11 protein-coding genes are annotated in these 16,622 nt (G+C 38.6%); 8 read left to right on the top strand and 3 right to left on the bottom strand.

Features of this window, described 5'->3' with window-relative positions; genetic code table 11:
• The 5 genes from AB4153_RS00850 to aldA form a co-directional block, all read left to right on the top strand.
• On the top strand, positions 1 to 900 hold a 900-nt coding region (locus AB4153_RS00850; protein ID WP_371996030.1), incomplete at its 5' end, for a helix-turn-helix domain-containing protein.
• A 303-nt stretch (positions 901 to 1,203) separates the two neighbouring features.
• The gene (locus AB4153_RS00855) at positions 1,204 to 2,313 is read left to right on the top strand and encodes a mandelate racemase/muconate lactonizing enzyme family protein (protein WP_371996031.1); all 1,110 of its coding nucleotides are present in this window, start codon (positions 1,204 to 1,206) and stop codon (positions 2,311 to 2,313) included.
• A 10-nt stretch (positions 2,314 to 2,323) separates the two neighbouring features.
• Positions 2,324 to 3,346, top strand: coding sequence for a zinc-binding dehydrogenase (locus AB4153_RS00860; RefSeq protein WP_371996032.1), 1,023 nt, complete (start codon positions 2,324 to 2,326; stop codon positions 3,344 to 3,346).
• Positions 3,347 to 3,356: 10 nt separating this feature from the next.
• Positions 3,357 to 4,121, top strand: coding sequence for an SDR family NAD(P)-dependent oxidoreductase (locus AB4153_RS00865; protein WP_371996034.1), 765 nt, complete (start codon positions 3,357 to 3,359; stop codon positions 4,119 to 4,121).
• A gap of 4 nt (positions 4,122 to 4,125) precedes the next feature.
• Positions 4,126 to 5,574, top strand: coding sequence for an aldehyde dehydrogenase (aldA, locus tag AB4153_RS00870; RefSeq protein WP_371996036.1), 1,449 nt, complete (start codon positions 4,126 to 4,128; stop codon positions 5,572 to 5,574).
• A 622-nt stretch (positions 5,575 to 6,196) separates the two neighbouring features.
• On the opposite strand, the gene AB4153_RS00875 is transcribed toward aldA, so the two are convergent.
• The gene (locus tag AB4153_RS00875) at positions 6,197 to 8,263 is read right to left on the bottom strand and encodes a CRTAC1 family protein (protein ID WP_371996038.1); all 2,067 of its coding nucleotides are present in this window, start codon (positions 8,261 to 8,263) and stop codon (positions 6,197 to 6,199) included.
• Between the two features lie 449 nt (positions 8,264 to 8,712).
• Between AB4153_RS00875 and AB4153_RS00880 the strand changes: the two genes are divergently transcribed.
• The 3 genes from AB4153_RS00880 to AB4153_RS00890 all read left to right on the top strand — a co-directional run bounded on the left by AB4153_RS00880 (position 8,713) and on the right by AB4153_RS00890 (position 14,040).
• Entirely contained in the window at positions 8,713 to 11,487 is a 2,775-nt protein-coding gene (locus tag AB4153_RS00880) for a TonB-dependent receptor (protein WP_371996039.1), read from the top strand.
• A gap of 152 nt (positions 11,488 to 11,639) precedes the next feature.
• Positions 11,640 to 13,274, top strand: coding sequence for a tryptophan halogenase family protein (locus tag AB4153_RS00885; RefSeq protein ID WP_371996040.1), 1,635 nt, complete (start codon positions 11,640 to 11,642; stop codon positions 13,272 to 13,274).
• Between the two features lie 13 nt (positions 13,275 to 13,287).
• Positions 13,288 to 14,040, top strand: coding sequence for a SapC family protein (locus AB4153_RS00890; protein WP_371996042.1), 753 nt, complete (start codon positions 13,288 to 13,290; stop codon positions 14,038 to 14,040).
• 439 nt (positions 14,041 to 14,479) lie between these two features.
• On the opposite strand, the gene AB4153_RS00895 is transcribed toward AB4153_RS00890, so the two are convergent.
• Together AB4153_RS00895 and AB4153_RS00900 are read right to left on the bottom strand one after the other, a co-directional pair.
• Positions 14,480 to 15,868 (bottom strand): RICIN domain-containing protein, encoded by a 1,389-nt coding sequence (locus AB4153_RS00895; protein ID WP_371996043.1) that lies wholly within the window; start codon positions 15,866 to 15,868, stop codon positions 14,480 to 14,482.
• A 159-nt stretch (positions 15,869 to 16,027) separates the two neighbouring features.
• Positions 16,028 to 16,612: a hypothetical protein gene (locus AB4153_RS00900; protein ID WP_371996045.1), complete on the bottom strand. Its 585-nt coding sequence runs from the start codon at positions 16,610 to 16,612 to the stop codon at positions 16,028 to 16,030.
• Positions 16,613 to 16,622 lie beyond the last annotated feature (10 nt).

Below are 16,622 nucleotides of genomic sequence, written 5' to 3' on the forward strand. Positions count from 1 at the left end.
AACAGTAACAGTAACAGTAAAAGGACTTTTGATAGTAGTAATAATAAAGAACAGGTTTATTGTGAAGCCTTTGCAATAAAGCCTGGTTACCAATTTGAAGTTCATCAAGTCAGTTTTCAGCCTAATGAGCAGTACACATGCTTAATGCATTTTCATCAAGTACACGAATTTATTATTTTTGAAGATATAGAAGGGCATTACTTTCATTCTCAAGGTCAATCTGAACTTGAAAATAAAGATATTATTTTTACTCCTGCTTTGGATACGCATCACTATCAACTTACTAACAAGGCTAAATCTTGGCATATCATCCAAATTTTGCCGGAGTTTTTACTTAATAACGATTTATATCAGCAAGAAGCCATCCTCAGACACGGTATGCATTTACGTTTGAATGAAAATCAGTGGCAAGAAATACAGCTACAAGTCCAGTGGCTGCAACAAAGTTATAATGAAGATCCCCATAGTTTGAAAAGTGCGACATTGTTAAAACTGATTATTATTTCGTTAGTTGCGAACGGTAAACCTGTAACTGAAAATCCAAAAAACAAAATTGTAATGAGTCAAAATTATAAGAAACTTACTCCTATTCTAAATTTGTTTAGACAACAGGAGTTAGTTGATTTAACCCTTGTTGAGGCTGCTGCACTTTGTCATATCTCTGCATCCTATTTTTCAAGAATGTTTAAACGTACCTTCAAATGTAATTATTCGCAGTATTTATTGCAGCATAAGCTTCATAGCAGTGCAAGGTGGCTAGGCCAAACCAATAAAACCATTACAGAGATAAGTTACGACTTAAACTTTTCAAATCCCTCACATTTTATTTCATTGTTTAAAAAACACTTTTCAGTGACGCCGAATCAGTATCGTAAACAAATAAGGTTTCGAGAGTCCTGAGTATGCCGGTGATTTTTTAATGTGAATAAGTGAATAAATGTCCAGATTGCTAAAGGGTTGAGCTTAGACCATATAGCATTTGTTTCTAACTTTAATTTGTATGATTTAAAAGGCGTCTTAAATTCTTCAGTTTGCCAAACCCTTTAACCATCTAAGGGTAACCGCTTTCTTTTATTATTGAATTCAAACGAAGGCTTGATAATTTCTCTTGTTTAAAACTGGTAACAATCACTTTACATCTCTTTTTTTACAGTGTAGATTGTTAACAATAAACTGTTTTTAGAATTCGTTATGGGTGGTTAAATGTCAAAACAGAGCAATACCATTGAATCAATAAAGGTAGAGTATTATCAAATACCTTTGGCTGAAGTGTTATCAGATGCAAAACACGGAGATCACACTCATTTTGAATTGATTTTAACGCGTATTACCACTGCAAGTGGCGTTGAAGGTGTTGGGTATACCTATACGGGGGGTAAGGGTGGCAGGGCTATTTATTCGTTACTTAACGATGAAATGAAACCTTTATTAATTGGTAAAGATGCATCTGACATTATGTCTGTTTGGGATGAGCTGCAATGGCACTTTCATTACGTTGGTCGAGGCGGATTATTAAGCTTTGCCATTTCAGCAGTGGATATTGCGTTATGGGATATTAAGTGTAAAAACTTAGGTTTACCTTTGTGGAAAGTCGCTGGTGGCGCATCTAATACAGTTAATTGCTATGCTGGTGGTATCGACCTCAACTTTGATCAAACCAAGTTACTGGCCAATATTCAGGGCTACCTAGAACGTGGCTTCGAAGCGGTGAAAATTAAAGTAGGAAAAGCTGATTATAGAGAAGACGTTCGTCGCGTTGAGGCTGTTCGAGAGTTAATTGGTCAAGATCGTGTGTTTATGGTTGATGCCAACTATTCAATGACCAAAGAGCAGGCCATTCGTTTTGCCAATGCTATCAACCATTGTGATATCAAGTGGTTTGAAGAACCGACAATTCCTGATGATTATCAGGGTTACGCTGATATTGCAGATGCGATCAATATTCCATTAGCAATGGGTGAGAACCTTCATACAATTCATGAATTTACTTATGCTATTCAGCAATCAAAATTAGGTTTTTTACAACCTGATGCGTCCAACATTGGGGGTATTACGGGCTTCTTGATGGTAGCTCAATTGGCATACGCTAATAATTTGCCCGTGTGTAGTCACGGTATGCACGAATTACATGTGAGTTTATTAGCATCACAACCTCATTCCGGTTATTTAGAAGTTCATTCATTCCCCATCGATGAATACACCACAACACCTCTTAAAATTGTCGAAGGCAAAGCTGTAGCTCCTGATATTCCAGGAACAGGCGTGGTCTTCGATGATGCACTTTTAACTCCTCATTTAAAAATGAGTTCATAAGGTAGATATTATGCAAGCTGCTCAATATGTTGGAAATAAGTCTTTTAGAATTATTGAAGCATCACCGATTGCTCCAGCAGACGATGAAGTAAGATTGAATGTTGGTTACGTCGGCATTTGTGGAACAGATATGCACATTTACCATGGCGTAATGGATACTCGAGTTAATCCTCCGCATACCATTGGTCATGAAATTTCGGGAACCATTGCTGAATTGGGTCAAAACGTCACTGGCTATGCTATAGGTGAACGTGTCGTTGTGCGTCCTTTAGATTGGTGCGGTGAATGTCCAGCATGTACTGCAGGTCATACTCATGTGTGTCAAAACCTTAAGTTTATGGGAATTGATACACCGGGGGCTTTTCAAAATTCTTGGACAGTAAAATCGCGGACTTTACATAAACTGCCTCAAAATGTCAGTTTGAAACAAGGCGCGCTAATTGAACCATTATCAGTGGCTTGCCATGATATTTCACGTTCAAGATTAAAAGCTGGCGAAAAAGCTGTGGTGATTGGTGGCGGACCTATTGGTCAATTAGTCGCATTAGTGGCTAAATCAGTAGGCGCGGAAGTGATTATTTCTGAACCTAATGAAAGCCGCCGTAGCTTTTCTAATAAATTCGATATACCAACGGTAAATCCGATGGAGCAAGACTTAGCAGAGTACGTGCAGCAATGGACCGATGGCAAGGGCGCCGATGTTGTTTTTGAAGTCTCAGGCGTTCAACCAGCAGTTGATATTATGGTGCAGGTTGCTTCTGTTCGTGGCCGAATTTGTATGGTGGCAATTCATGCGCAAAAACCGCAAGTCGATTTATTTCAATTCTTCTGGAAGGAACTAGAGTTGCTAGGCGCTCGCGTGTATGAACATGCAGACTTTGATATGGCAATTGACTTAGTAGCTACGGGTAAAATAGACCTTGAGCCATTTATCACGTCTGTTAGTGATCTTAACAATATTAGTAATGCATTTGAAAGTATGGATAACAACCCAATAGGCATGAAAGCGCTTGTGTCTTGTGAAGCGAAATAAGGGAATAGCAATGCTAAATAAATTTGATTTAACAGGCAAAATTGCCTTAGTAACAGGTTGTAGCCGTGGTATTGGCAAAGCGATGGCAGAAGCATTGGCTGAAGCCGGAGCTGATATTATAGGTGTATCGGCAACACTTGCTAAAACAGGCTCGGATGTAGAAAAGGCTGTAATCGCAGCGGGTCGCAAGTTTTATGCTTACCAATGTGATTTTTCTGACCGTCAAAGTCTTTATAACTTTGTAGAAACAGTGAATGCTGAACATGACACTATAGATGTATTAGTTAATAATGCAGGCTCAATTTTACGTGAGCCTGCTGCTGAACATCGTGATGAGTATTGGGATAAAATTATGGAGATAAACTTAAACTCTCAGTTTATCTTAAGCCGTGAAATTGGTAAAAAAATGGTTGCACGTAAACAAGGTAAGATTATATTTACCGCATCATTATTAACCTTTCAAGGCGGTATTACCGTACCAGGCTATGCAGCCAGTAAAGGCGCGATTGGTCAATTAACTAAAGCGCTAGCGAATGAATGGGCTGGTCAAGGTGTTAATGTTAATGCAATTGCGCCTGGTTATATTGCTACTGATAATACTGAAGCATTACGTGATGATCCCGTTCGCTCAAAATCGATTTTAGAAAGAATTCCACAAGGTCGTTGGGGTACACCTGATGACTTTAAAGGGCCAACGGTTTTCCTTGCATCCGCAGCATCAGATTATATGAACGGCGGAATTTTATTGGTTGATGGCGGTTGGATGGGGAGATAATCCAATGGAAATTAGAAATAACGTAAACTTTATTAATGGTGAATATATTGCGTCAAAATCTGACGGTACCATTTCTGTTCACTCACCTAGTACTGGTGAACTTGTTGGTGTGATCCCAAAAGGCTGTGTTAATGATGCTCAAGATGCATTAGAAATTGCTCAGCAAGCACAAAAATCTTGGGCTAAGAAAACGCCACGCGCTCGCGCGGTTGTGTTACGTAAGTTTGCGCATGGTATTCGAGAAAGCGCTGAAGCGTTAGCTAAATTATTAGTTAATGAGCAAGGTAAACTGATTGATGTCGCGCGCATGGAAGTTGAAGCTACAGCGACATTTGTAGAATACGCATGTGATAACGCATTGACTTTGCAAGGTGATATTTTGCCTTCAGATAATGAAAATGAAAAAATATATATTCATAAAGTCCCTAAAGGCGTTGTGGTTGCTATTACTGCTTGGAACTTTCCGCTGGCGCTAGCGGGGCGTAAAATTGGCCCAGCTCTGATAACCGGTAATGCTATTGTAGTTAAACCTACTCAAGAAACGCCGCTTGCGACAATGGAGTTAGGTCGAATCGCAAATGACGCTGGGATCCCGCCAGGGGTTCTTAACATCATTAATGGTAGTGGTTCGATTGTTGGACAGCATTTGTGTGAAAGTCCAATAACCGAACTTATCACCATGACGGGCAGTACGAGAGCAGGACAAATTATTTATCAAGCTAGCGGTAAAAACTTAACCCCAGTGATGCTAGAGCTGGGTGGTAAAGCTCCTTTTATTGTTATGGAAGATGCTGATTTAGATAAAGCAGTTGATGATGCAGTTATTGCACGTTTCGCAAACTGTGGTCAGGTTTGTACCTGTGCAGAGCGTTTGTATGTGCATGCAGATGTGTATGATGCTTTCATTGCGAGATTTATACCTAAAGTCAAAGCATTAAAAGTCGGTGATCCGATGGATCCTGCTTCAGATATGGGACCTAAAGTAAACGCTTCTGAAATCAATAATATTCATAAGTTGGTTCAGGAAAGTGTTGAACAAGGGGCCAAAATAGTCACCGGTGGTCAGCAAGCAAGCGTTAAAGGTTTTGAAGGTGGCAATTGGTATGAGCCAACCGTGCTGGTCGATGTGAAGCAAGATAATATACTCGTTCATGAAGAAACCTTTGGCCCAGTACTGCCTATCATAAAAATTCACAGCATAGATGATGCCATTGTTTATACCAATGATAGTGAATATGGATTATCTGCTTATTTATATACTAAGAACCTTGCGTATATTCATCAAGCCATTGCTGAAATGGAAGTCGGTGAAGTATATGTTAATCGAGGTTTAGGTGAACAACATCAGGGTTTCCATAATGGTTGGAAGATGAGCGGTGTAGGTGGCGAAGACGGTAAATATGGTCTTGAACAATATGTTGAGAAAAAGACAGTTTATTTCAACGAAGCATAAATAAGTATCCACAGTGAACCTGCTATATATTAAGGCTCACATATACTCAGTTAGTTAAAAACACCAATCAGTTTTACATTTAAGCAAAAGCCAACTGAATCCCCTCCAGCAGTTGGCTTTTTTTTGTTCCTTAAAAATAGTACATCACGTTAGTTTATTATAACAAGCGACAAAACATAGCACTTCTATGTCATTGATTGCTCTTAAGTCACTCGCAAGGCTAACTGATTAAGAAACCGATAATTAAGGACTAACTACTTAAAGATTCGCTAGTTAAAGAGTCGCTAGTAAGGGAAAACTAATAATAAGAAAAGTGTCCAGCCAACATACCTTAGAACAGAGTTCCTCGAATTTAGATAAAACGATTTTAAAGAGTTGGCAATAGCAAACAACTTTACCATTTATTCAGCTATGACATTTGTTTACAGGTTTGGACATCATTGGGATTTTAGGGGCTCACGCTTGGACATTTATAGACTTCTGGACTGGTACATTGGATTCAATAAGACTCAAGGTTTTATATTTGTCACTTCAATATTGACTAAACTATAAAACCTTTTGTTATCTAAATGAGCAACAACCGGCAGTAAAGTAACCTTGAAAGCTCAAAACCTTTTAATAATCATTTACCGATTTTAATTAATTGATTAGCTGCTAGGTTAACTCTTGTTTGTTGGGTTCCATCACGCCAGCGAACATGGATCTTTTCGATTACATCGCTTTCTCCTAGTCCGAAATGACTAATATTTTTAAGGCTCTGAGAATGACTTGCACTGCTAGAACCAATCCACTTGAATTGTGTCTGTGTTGCTGTCTCTACAGTGACTTCAGCACCATGAGGATCAATACCTGATTCAGAATAACCAATCTGGGCGAGCAAGTATTGATGTTGATTATTTTTATGGTCACTGTGCTGATCAAGAGTTAGCTCTGATCCAAGTGTATTTTGATATAAATACCACTTACCGTTGTCGTCATCACCGCTAAGAATATCAACAAAACCATCTAGATTATTATCAAACGCACTACCCATGTCACCGTGTGCATTTACACCTAATGTCGTTGCTTGGTGAGTTTCATGACTAATAAACCCTTGTTGATTTAATTTGTCTGAATTAAGTAACATGACATCATTAATACGCTCAGTTAGCTCACCAAAGCGATATACAAAAAAATCATTATGAGTGTCGTTATTAAAGTCTGCTGTAATAACACCCCAATTATTATCTTGGCTTTGTTTTGGCAGTAGGTGGCTTACAACAGTTAGTTTATTGCCATCATTTCGAAACAAAATATCATCAACGCCAAGTTCCTGTGGTGTCCAATCAGGTTCGATGGCACTGACTCCTGTAATGGAGGCTCTAATATCCCACGCTAAATTATCTTGTAATAACCACTCAAGGCGCCATTCATCATTCCCAATATAGCCAAGATACCAGCCACTTTGTTCAATGATTTCAGGAAAACCTAGTGCACTATCACGTGTAATTTGAGTCTCTTTATTTGTTATTAATTGTTTTTCAGCACCTATAAATAACGGGATGGTGATTTTCTTGGGCCCTCTAGGAAAGTGATAAAAATTACTTAACTGAATTGGACCATTAGCGTTAAAACTAATCCCATCATGGCTTTTATTACCTTCATCACGAAGATCTAAACGTTGTTTTATAGGATCAAAAGACACTGCATTATTGGCAATTTGATAATACACTTTGCCTCTAGCAAGGTAGTAATCCATATCGCCATCGTTATCAATATCCGCTTGTGCCATTGAGGTCACATCGGTAATGTTGCCATGTTGAGCCAGGTATTCTTGAGTCAGATATTGTTCGGTGACATTGGTAAATTTGAAGTCGGTATTGCCTTTCCAGATAGACATAGGAGAGTATGGAGAAAATGCAATGATATCTGCCTGATGATCGCTGTTAATATCAGTAATGATTAACCGCTCTGCATCGATATGTTCAAATGCTGGGCTTGAACGATATTGAAACTGGCCGTTGCCAGTATTTTCAAAAAGGATGTTTCGTGGAATCGTTTCTCCCATCATTTGTTCAGCATTAATTTGCATAAAATCTAAATCACCATCAAGATCAATGTCTACCCAGCGAACAGATCTACCACGTGCACCCATTTCACCTAAACCAGCCTCAACAGTTACATCAGTAAAACTACCTCCGTCATTGCGAAGTAAACGCTGCGGTTGTGGTTTTGTACCATTACCACCACCTAATGAGAGTAACAAATCATTGTCACCATCTAGATCATAATCTCCAAGCGCCAAACCATGGGCATCAGCTTTAGGAAATGGGGCAGTTTGTTCAACGAATTGATTTTCTGCCTCAGACAGAAATAACTGAATAGGGGTCGTGTCATGATTGGTTAAAACTAAGTCATAGCGGCCATCGTTATTAATATCCGCAACACTTGGACCGCCATATTTCCAAGCCGGTAAGGAGGTTAACCCTATTTCTTCCGTGACATTGTTAAAACGAACCTTGGTAGTCAACTTAATTAATTCATTAGCTTGATCTGCTTTGTCTACATCACTTGAATAACTGTGATGACTTCCTTGCTGGCATGCAGATAAGTTAATTGTAACGAGTGTAATTAACAGGGCGCTAAATAACATTTTTAAATCATTTATACGGTGTTTGTATTTGTCAGTACTCGGTTGCTGGTTAGTCATTTTCATTCCTTGAACAACATTTTGTCAGTGAAAAGTGTTAAACACTTGTTGGTGATTTTTATACTCATTTAGTCTAATCATCTTCTCGATTTGAATATGTAAAACATGTGTTCATGTAAACTATTTATCGCTTATATGAAGAACTAAAAATCTTCGAATTTACATCAGTGTTTTTAAGTGTCTAATTAAAGTGCATTTTATTTCTATAGGACTAGCCATCCAATAAAACTTAAGCATTTTTTGTACATAAATTCTTTATGAATATGTGTATTATTGAACACTATTGATTATTGTCAACAATTAACTGACACCAAAAAACAGTTGACACATTGTTTAAAAAGTAGCTAGATTGTTAACGGGGTCAGGCTTCGCTATGTGGTTAGCAATGTGATGAACATTGTTTTTGTGAGCACGACACCTTTTAAACCAAATAATAAGAAGGTTTTAAGATGAAACATTGTAAGTTCAAACTTAATGCTTTAACTGCAGCGATAATTGCTACTGCTAGTACTGGGGTGCTTGCAGATGACCTAGCCGCTGAAACACAGGCACAAGAAACGGAAGTGATTCAAGTTAAAGGGATCAGAAGCTCTTTAACAAAATCTGCATCGACAAAACGATACTCTGATGGTGTTGTAGATGCTATTAGTGCCGAAGATATTGGTAAGTTACCCGACACTAACTTAGCCGAGTCTTTACAACGCATCGCCGGTGTATCCATTGACCGTGCAAATAATGAAGGTAATAAAGTCACAGTACGTGGTTTTGGACCTGAATTTAACTTGGTGACCTTGAATGGTCGTCAAATGCCAAACTCTTCAGCTTTACAATCTGAGGGCGTATCACGAAGCTTTAACTTCCGTGAAATTGCAGCAGAGAGTGTATCTGGCGTAAATGTGTATAAAACTGGTAAAGCGGATATTACCTCTGGCGGTATCGGTGCAACTATTGATATCACTACAGCCAGACCTTTTGACTATGATGGTTTTAAAGCCTTTGTAAGCGCAAAAGGAATTTACGATACAAGCGTTGAAGAGGGTGACTCTGTTACGCCTGAAGTTTCAGGCATGATTAGCCAAACCTTTGCTGATGACAAAGTGGGCTTCTTATTGTCGGCATCTCATTCAGAACGAGATAGTCACACTGATATCGTTGGAACTGATGGTTGGGTAAGAAATCGTAGTCGTGACAATGTTGATTTATCGGCAATTGACACTAACAAAAATCCAGAGCAAGCAATTTGGACGCCTTGGACTGCTAAAACAGAGCATTTAGATACTGAACGAACTCGTCAAAATGCCCAAGCCGTTTTACAGATTCAACCTGTCGACTCAGTAGTTGCGACGGTTGATTATACTATTTCGCGTTTCGAAGAAACGAGTTATACCAATCGCTCAGCATTTTGGTTCGACAATCCAAGTGGATCAGCCAATGCAAATGGCACCTTATGGAACCCACGGGATCAAGACGATGAGTTGAATTTCTGGGCTTGGGAATATTACCAAGAGAAAGAAAACGATTCATTAGGTTTGAATATTGAATGGCAAGCCACAGATACTTTGAGTTTTGAACTTGACGTCCATGACTCAACATCTGAATCAAATCCTGATGGTCAAACCGCTGAAACCTTAGCGAACCTTAAAAACCCATCAGGTTCTGTTGCATTAATCGGTGCAGATTTTATTGGTGATATCCCTAAAATTATTGTTGATGACTCTAATTTACCAGGTGGCGCATTCAATAAAGATAATATCGTGTCTGATTTATATCAAAAACGCGGTTACTCAATGGAAAACAATGTTAAGCAATACCGTTTTTCAGGTACTTGGGAAAACGCTGCTGCTGACAGTGCGCTCACTAAAATCAATTTTGGCGTGATGAATACAGATTACACCATTGATACACGCTTGAGCGAAGTATTTTCTTTCGTTGATGTGCCATTAAACGATTTAGATCTTGGCTTTATTCCATTAGGCGATACAGCGGATCAGTTCCCAGGTGCTAACCAATTATTCCCATATATTTCACAATATGATGTAAATCAGTTTATTGATATCGTGAAAAATGAAGGTTTATTTGCTGAGCCTAACATCAAAACGAATGGGGTAAATGAAGAAACCTTCGCTGCATATTTATCTTTCGACTTTGACACTGAATTTAATGACATGCCAGTGAAAATGAATGTTGGTGTCCGTTACGAAGACACAGATGTTACGGCGTATTCAGTACAAAATGGCATCATTGCAATGAATTACCGTCATGCTCAGGAGTTAAGACCTGTTTATGATGACACACCAACAGCAGATGAGTTGTCTGGTAGTTACACTCGTATTTTGCCTAATTTTGACTTTAATATGTCAGTAACAGATGAAATTGTGACGCGTTTTTCCTATAGCCGAACTTTATCGAGAGCAGGGGTAAGTGCAATGTTCCCTGCAACTAATGTGTCTGCAAGACCTGGTGGGCCATTTAATGCTTCACAAGGTAATCCTAACCTATTACCTATTACTTCAGATAACTTTGATTTATCACTTGAATGGTACTTTGATGACGGTAGTTTCGCATCTGCAGGTTATTTTAAAAAGTACGTTGAAAACTTTATCGGCGCGGGTACTGAGAACCGCTCAATTAATGACGTTAATGGCCAACCATTGACTGATCCGAGTGTAAATCCTCGTGCTGGTTGTCCTGATGCATCTGATACACCAAATCCAGATTGTCTCGGTACGGCGACTGATCCTGTTATTACTTGGGAAGTTGCGACGCCAGATAACCTACAAAACCGCGAAGTAGATGGTTGGGAATTTAATGCTCAATACATGTTTGGCGATAGTGGGTTCGGTACAGTTGCTAACTATACCATCGTAAACAGCGATGAATCGTTTGATCCATATAACTTTGATCAAACAATCGCATTAACCGGCTTAAGTGACTCTGGTAACTTAGTTGCATTTTACGAAAACTATGGTTTCCAAGCTCGAGTTGCCTATAACTGGCGTGATGAGTTCTTGCTAGCGCTTGGTAATGAACCAACCTTCACGGAAGCTTATGGTCAGCTTGATATGAGTTTAAGTTATGACATCAACGAAATGCTCACTGTATCACTTGATGGTATTAACTTAACTGATGAAACCGTTCGCCGCTACGGTCGTTTTGAGGAACAGTTACTTGCTGCTGAGCAGTACGGTCCTCGCTACACCATAGGAATTAGTGCTAAGTTCTAATGCTAGTTATTCATGCAAAAGAATTAATAGTTGGCGATCATGCCAATAAAAATATTCACTAAAAATGACCAGGCTGCTACGTTTTTGTAGCAGCCTTTTTTGCTTTGTGCATATTGTGATTAAATTATTTGATAACAAGAATTGGAGAAAATATGACTAATAAGAATGAAAATCATCCAATCGGCAATAAAGTTGTGAGTCAAATTGACAGTAAAAAACTAACTGAGAACATTGTGATTGTTGGTGGTGGAACAGCGGGTTGGATAACTGCTGGCACATTAGCTGCTAATTTAACCAGTCAACATGTAAAGAATTTCAGCGTGACATTAGTCGAGTCATCTAATATACCGCCTATTGGAGTTGGTGAAGGTACTTGGCCTACCATGCGCCGGACGCTTAAAAACATGGGGATCAAAGAAACTGATTTTATTCGTGAATGTAATGTGTCATTTAAGCAAGGCGCTAAGTTTGCAAAATGGGTGACAGGAAAACATGACGATTATTATTACCATCCATTAATGCTACCTGAAGGTTCAATAAATGATAACTTGGCATATCATTGGTTATCTATTCAATTTCCATATAATGAGAATCCAAAGAAACAATATTCTTTTTCAATGTGTTTAAGCCCACAAGAAGCCATTTGTGAAGCGGGTTTAGCACCCAAATTAATCACAACTGCTGAATATGATGCAATCGCAAACTACGCATACCATCTTGACGCTGGACTATTTTCAGAGTTTTTGAAACAGCACTGTATAAAAGTACTCAATGTGAAGCATGTGGTTGATGATGTCATGGCGGTCACCAATAATGATGATGGTGATATTGCTTGTGTCTCAACAGCTGAACATGGTGATTTATCAGGTGATTTATTTATTGACTGCAGTGGTTTTAAATCTCTTTTGCTTGGTGAACATTATCAAGTGGGATTCAAAAGCTGTAAAGATGTGTTGTTTGTTGATAATGCCATCGCTGTACAAGTGCCATATTCCGATGAAAACAGTCCTATTGCGTCACATACTATTTCTACCGCACAAACAGCCGGTTGGATATGGGACATTGGGTTATCAAGTAGAAGAGGAGTAGGTCATGTCTACTCAAGCCGCTACATCAGTGAACATGCCGCGATTGAGGAGTTAAAACAATATTTATCGGCTACGGTAAATGATGTTGAGCAACTTACCTTTCGTAAAATTCCAATTAACCCTGGTTATCGAGAAAAATTTTGGCACCGTAATTGTGTTGCTATTGGTCTGTCGGCGGGTTTTCTAGAACCGCTAGAAGCTTCTGCACTATTATTGGTTGAGATTTCGGCCAATATGATTGCTGAGCAATTGCCTGCAAATCGTCAATGTATGGAGATCGTTTCTGAGCGATTTAATCAGACTTTCACTTATCGATGGGAAAGAATCATTGATTTTTTAAAACTGCACTATATGTTAAGTCAGCGTCAAGACAGTGACTTTTGGCGCGATAACCGCAAGCCTGAAAGCATTCCTAGTAGTCTTAAATCGCTATTGTCACTATGGCAATATCAACCACCCAGTGACAATGATTTTATTCATGCCACTGAAGTGTTCCCCGCAGCGAGTTATCAATATGTACTTTATGGTATGGGATTCAAAACCGCTTCATCACACTGGGGCTATTCAACAGAGGCAAGTGAAAAAGCCTACGAAAAATTTAAACAAGTGAATCTACAAACGTCTCAGTACAAAGCTAATTTAATGTCTAATCGTGAGCTGATTAATTCAATCAAACAATATGGTTTGCAACGAGTATAAATAAGGATTTTCTATGAAGAACGTTATTGTAGATAGTAAAACACACAAAAACACCAAAATTCTCGTTGGTCATGGTCATGATTTTGGTGAAAATATTCATTTCGTCCCCGTTATTGCAGATGAGCTACGGAGCCTTATTCTAGAATATCCATGCTGTTTACTTAAAAACAATCAAACTGGCCAGTTCGGATTACATGCATTACTGGGTTTTGAATCAGGTGAGAACTTATTTCTTGCAGATACTAATTGGCGGAGTCATTACATTCCATTACACATTAGACGACAGCCGTTTATGGTTGCACGTAAAGATCATTCTTCTGAGCCAATGAGTGAAGCTAATACTGTATTAAGCATAGATATGAACAATCGACGTGTTGTTGATGGAAATACAAGCGCCGAAGTGCAAGCCTTGTTTACATCAGACGGAAAACCGACTGAATACCTTACATCAATGAATAGAATGGTTTTTGAGTTAGCACAAGGGATTGTTCGTACAGAATCTTTTATCCAATCACTTGTAGATAATGAGTTGGTTGAGGCAATTCAACTTGGGATCTCAATGAATAAAAGAAACTCTGCAGATAAAGAGCAAGAAAGTATCAATTTTGATGGCTTATATGTCATCAATGAAAAAGCATTAGCAAATTTAAGTGCTGATTTATTGCAGGAATATCACCGAACAGGATATTTACAAGCATGTCATTTAATGATGGCCTCAATGGGACAAATTCAAAGCTTAATTCGATTACGCAATCAGTCTAGCTAAGCTTATTAAATCAAAGTTAATCGATAAATAATTACTTTAGCGCTAAGGTAAATTATAACGCTCGAAGGTAAAGCCATTCAGAGAGCAAGATACCAAACGCTAGGGAGGGGAAGTTACTTCAAAGTAATGGCGACATAAGAATATAGTTGAGTTCATATCTCGCCAGCACTGCTCTTCCAACATCTATTTTTCGTTTGATGGCAAGATAGTTTGTGTAAGCAAAGGGTGTAGGCAAAATGAGCGAGTGTAAAATAGTTGAAGTGGTTTAAGGCGTTTTTGAAACGTAAGCTACATTACACAAAAATGGTTATGCTGTTGGAACAGCTGAAGCAGTAGAATATATTGAATTATGTTTCCTAATGAGTTTGCCTGTATTCATCTGATAAAGCACCCAAACTACGTTAAAAATTAACATTGGGTACTGAACAAGCTTACTTATTTACTGCGCTAGTGAGAAGCGTTGATTATCGCCATTATAACAATTCCACTGAGTAAGAACCGCGCCATCGGCATTTGACTTACCAGCTATATCTAGGCATTTATTACTCACTCTGTTTCGGATTTCGTAATAGCCATCCCCCTTATCAATCATATTCCACATTTGATTTTGGTTACTGCTATTACATACCCATTGCTGGATTTTAGCACCGTTATCAATGTTTCCAGCTGACAAGTCTAAACAAAGATTACTGACTTTAGATGTAATAGTATAAAAACCATTAGACAATGCAGTAAATTTAAATTGCTGGTCGCTATTACTGTTATTGCCACTACATGTTAACTGCTGAAAAGTTGAACCATTTGTTGTCGCACTATTGATAACATCAATACATTTATTACTGTGTTTCGCTTTAATTTGATATTGAGTATTGGCCTCAATACCACCGTCAGAGCCTCCACCTGAACCATCACTAACGGGTTGGTAAACACGTATCCAATCAACATACATTTTATTTTTGCTACCATCGGCTAAATCTGCATCAGTTGCTACATTTCCAGCTTCACTGCGCCATGAATGATCTTCAGTATCTAAAATAATGAACATTTCTTCATCCATATTATACTGATCTTTATTCATGATCGCGCCAGTGTAGTCCTTGTCTTTCATTACGACTTCATCCCATGAACCTTGTGGGGTTTCTTGGCCATCAATATAAAAGGTAACATCTGTTGGGCTTTTCCAATATGCACCAAATCGATGAAAACCTTCACGCCAATTGTTACCCCATACCGGTGTATTATGGGATTGATCATTAAAGTCACTTCTAATGCTATTGTCACTGCTTCTTAAGAAAACATGAAAGTTAGTCGACATATTTTGTGCGAACCATGTCTCTCTTGCGCCGCCGTATACTTCCAATATATCGATTTCACGTTCGTCACTTTCACTCAGTAACCAAAAGTTTGATGAAAGCTCCAAGTTGCTGACTTTTATACTGGCTTCCAAAAAAATAGGGTACTTAACTTTAGTTTTCGAAGTAATCACACCTGCATTTACCAAGTTTGGTGCTTTACGCGACGCGCTGATAATTAAATTACCATCAGACACCCATGACTCATTGCTACTCCATCTTGTTAATCCAGGCCCTTCCCATGCATTAAAATAAGTGTCATTCCATTTACTGGTAAAAGTCGCGTTCTTGCCTGAGTAGTTAAATGAATCTGAGTAATTTTCATTTAACTGCCATACCAAACCATTACCAGCCTCTGCAGGTAAAGGGATTGAATCCCAATCAGCACTCATTACTGTGTGACTTACTGTGCTCAGTAACAGTAAACTGGTATTGATTAACCCGAGTTTATATATTGGCTTTAGACGATTTTTCATGTAATTCCCTTATATTGTCTATTATGTCATTAGTGTTACTTAGGACTATTCTTGCCCCAACAAGAATAGATCTCGCCTTTATGTCGTTTAGTTGGGGAAAACACAAAAGCCAGATAAAAAGCAGCAAACATTTAATAGTCATGTTTGCTGCGCAAAGCGTTACTGACTATTTCTAGCCAATTGCTTGGTATGGGCGAAATACTGCATTGCTAATGAAGTAACAAAGCCACCGTCATCGGTAAAACTGACGACAACATGGTTATTTGATTTTATAAATTCATTAGCTACAGGGATTTCTATAACGCCGAAGAACTGCAAACGTCCTGCACCGTCAAAGTATTGATCGTATCCACGATAATCTTCTGACACGGTCATTGGCTGACCGTTAATGGAAATTTCAGGGATTAATGTTTTGCCGTGTTCTCTGCCTAAGCCAAGACGAATAACGGCCTCACCATATTCATTTACCTGGACATCATTGATATTAAATTCAATATTTTGATTGGCATTAATGTTTTGTTTATAGCTATCTGCGTAATATTTAACTTCAGTCTGGTTATGCTTGATTTCAATCTTGTCCTCAAAAGTAAGTTTAATGATGACAGTAGCTTCTGCTCCGACAGTTAACGTCTCGATATCTGCAAGTTCACTAACCACTGTTTCAGTTAGTGTTGGATTTGTGTCGTCTAGATAAAGTTGCTTTATGAGGATCGAAGTTAACGTGTTATCGCCAAGTCCTAACAAGGATAAATCG

This window comes from Shewanella sp. 10N.286.52.E4 (genome assembly GCF_041468785.1).
Taxonomy (GTDB): Bacteria; Pseudomonadota; Gammaproteobacteria; order Enterobacterales; family Shewanellaceae; genus Shewanella; species Shewanella electrodiphila.

What these genes read in the sequence shown, in the direction of transcription:
- AB4153_RS00855 (WP_371996031.1), top strand. Translation starts at nt 1,204, where the DNA reads ATGTCAAAACAGAGCAATACCATTGAATCAATAAAGGTAGAGTATTAT.
- AB4153_RS00860 (WP_371996032.1), top strand. Translation starts at nt 2,324, where the DNA reads ATGCAAGCTGCTCAATATGTTGGAAATAAGTCTTTTAGAATTATTGAA.
- AB4153_RS00865 (WP_371996034.1), top strand. Translation starts at nt 3,357, where the DNA reads ATGCTAAATAAATTTGATTTAACAGGCAAAATTGCCTTAGTAACAGGT.
- aldA (WP_371996036.1), top strand. Translation starts at nt 4,126, where the DNA reads ATGGAAATTAGAAATAACGTAAACTTTATTAATGGTGAATATATTGCG.
- AB4153_RS00875 (WP_371996038.1), bottom strand. Translation starts at nt 8,263, where the DNA reads ATGACTAACCAGCAACCGAGTACTGACAAATACAAACACCGTATAAAT.
- AB4153_RS00880 (WP_371996039.1), top strand. Translation starts at nt 8,713, where the DNA reads ATGAAACATTGTAAGTTCAAACTTAATGCTTTAACTGCAGCGATAATT.
- AB4153_RS00885 (WP_371996040.1), top strand. Translation starts at nt 11,640, where the DNA reads ATGACTAATAAGAATGAAAATCATCCAATCGGCAATAAAGTTGTGAGT.
- AB4153_RS00890 (WP_371996042.1), top strand. Translation starts at nt 13,288, where the DNA reads ATGAAGAACGTTATTGTAGATAGTAAAACACACAAAAACACCAAAATT.
- AB4153_RS00895 (WP_371996043.1), bottom strand. Translation starts at nt 15,868, where the DNA reads ATGAAAAATCGTCTAAAGCCAATATATAAACTCGGGTTAATCAATACC.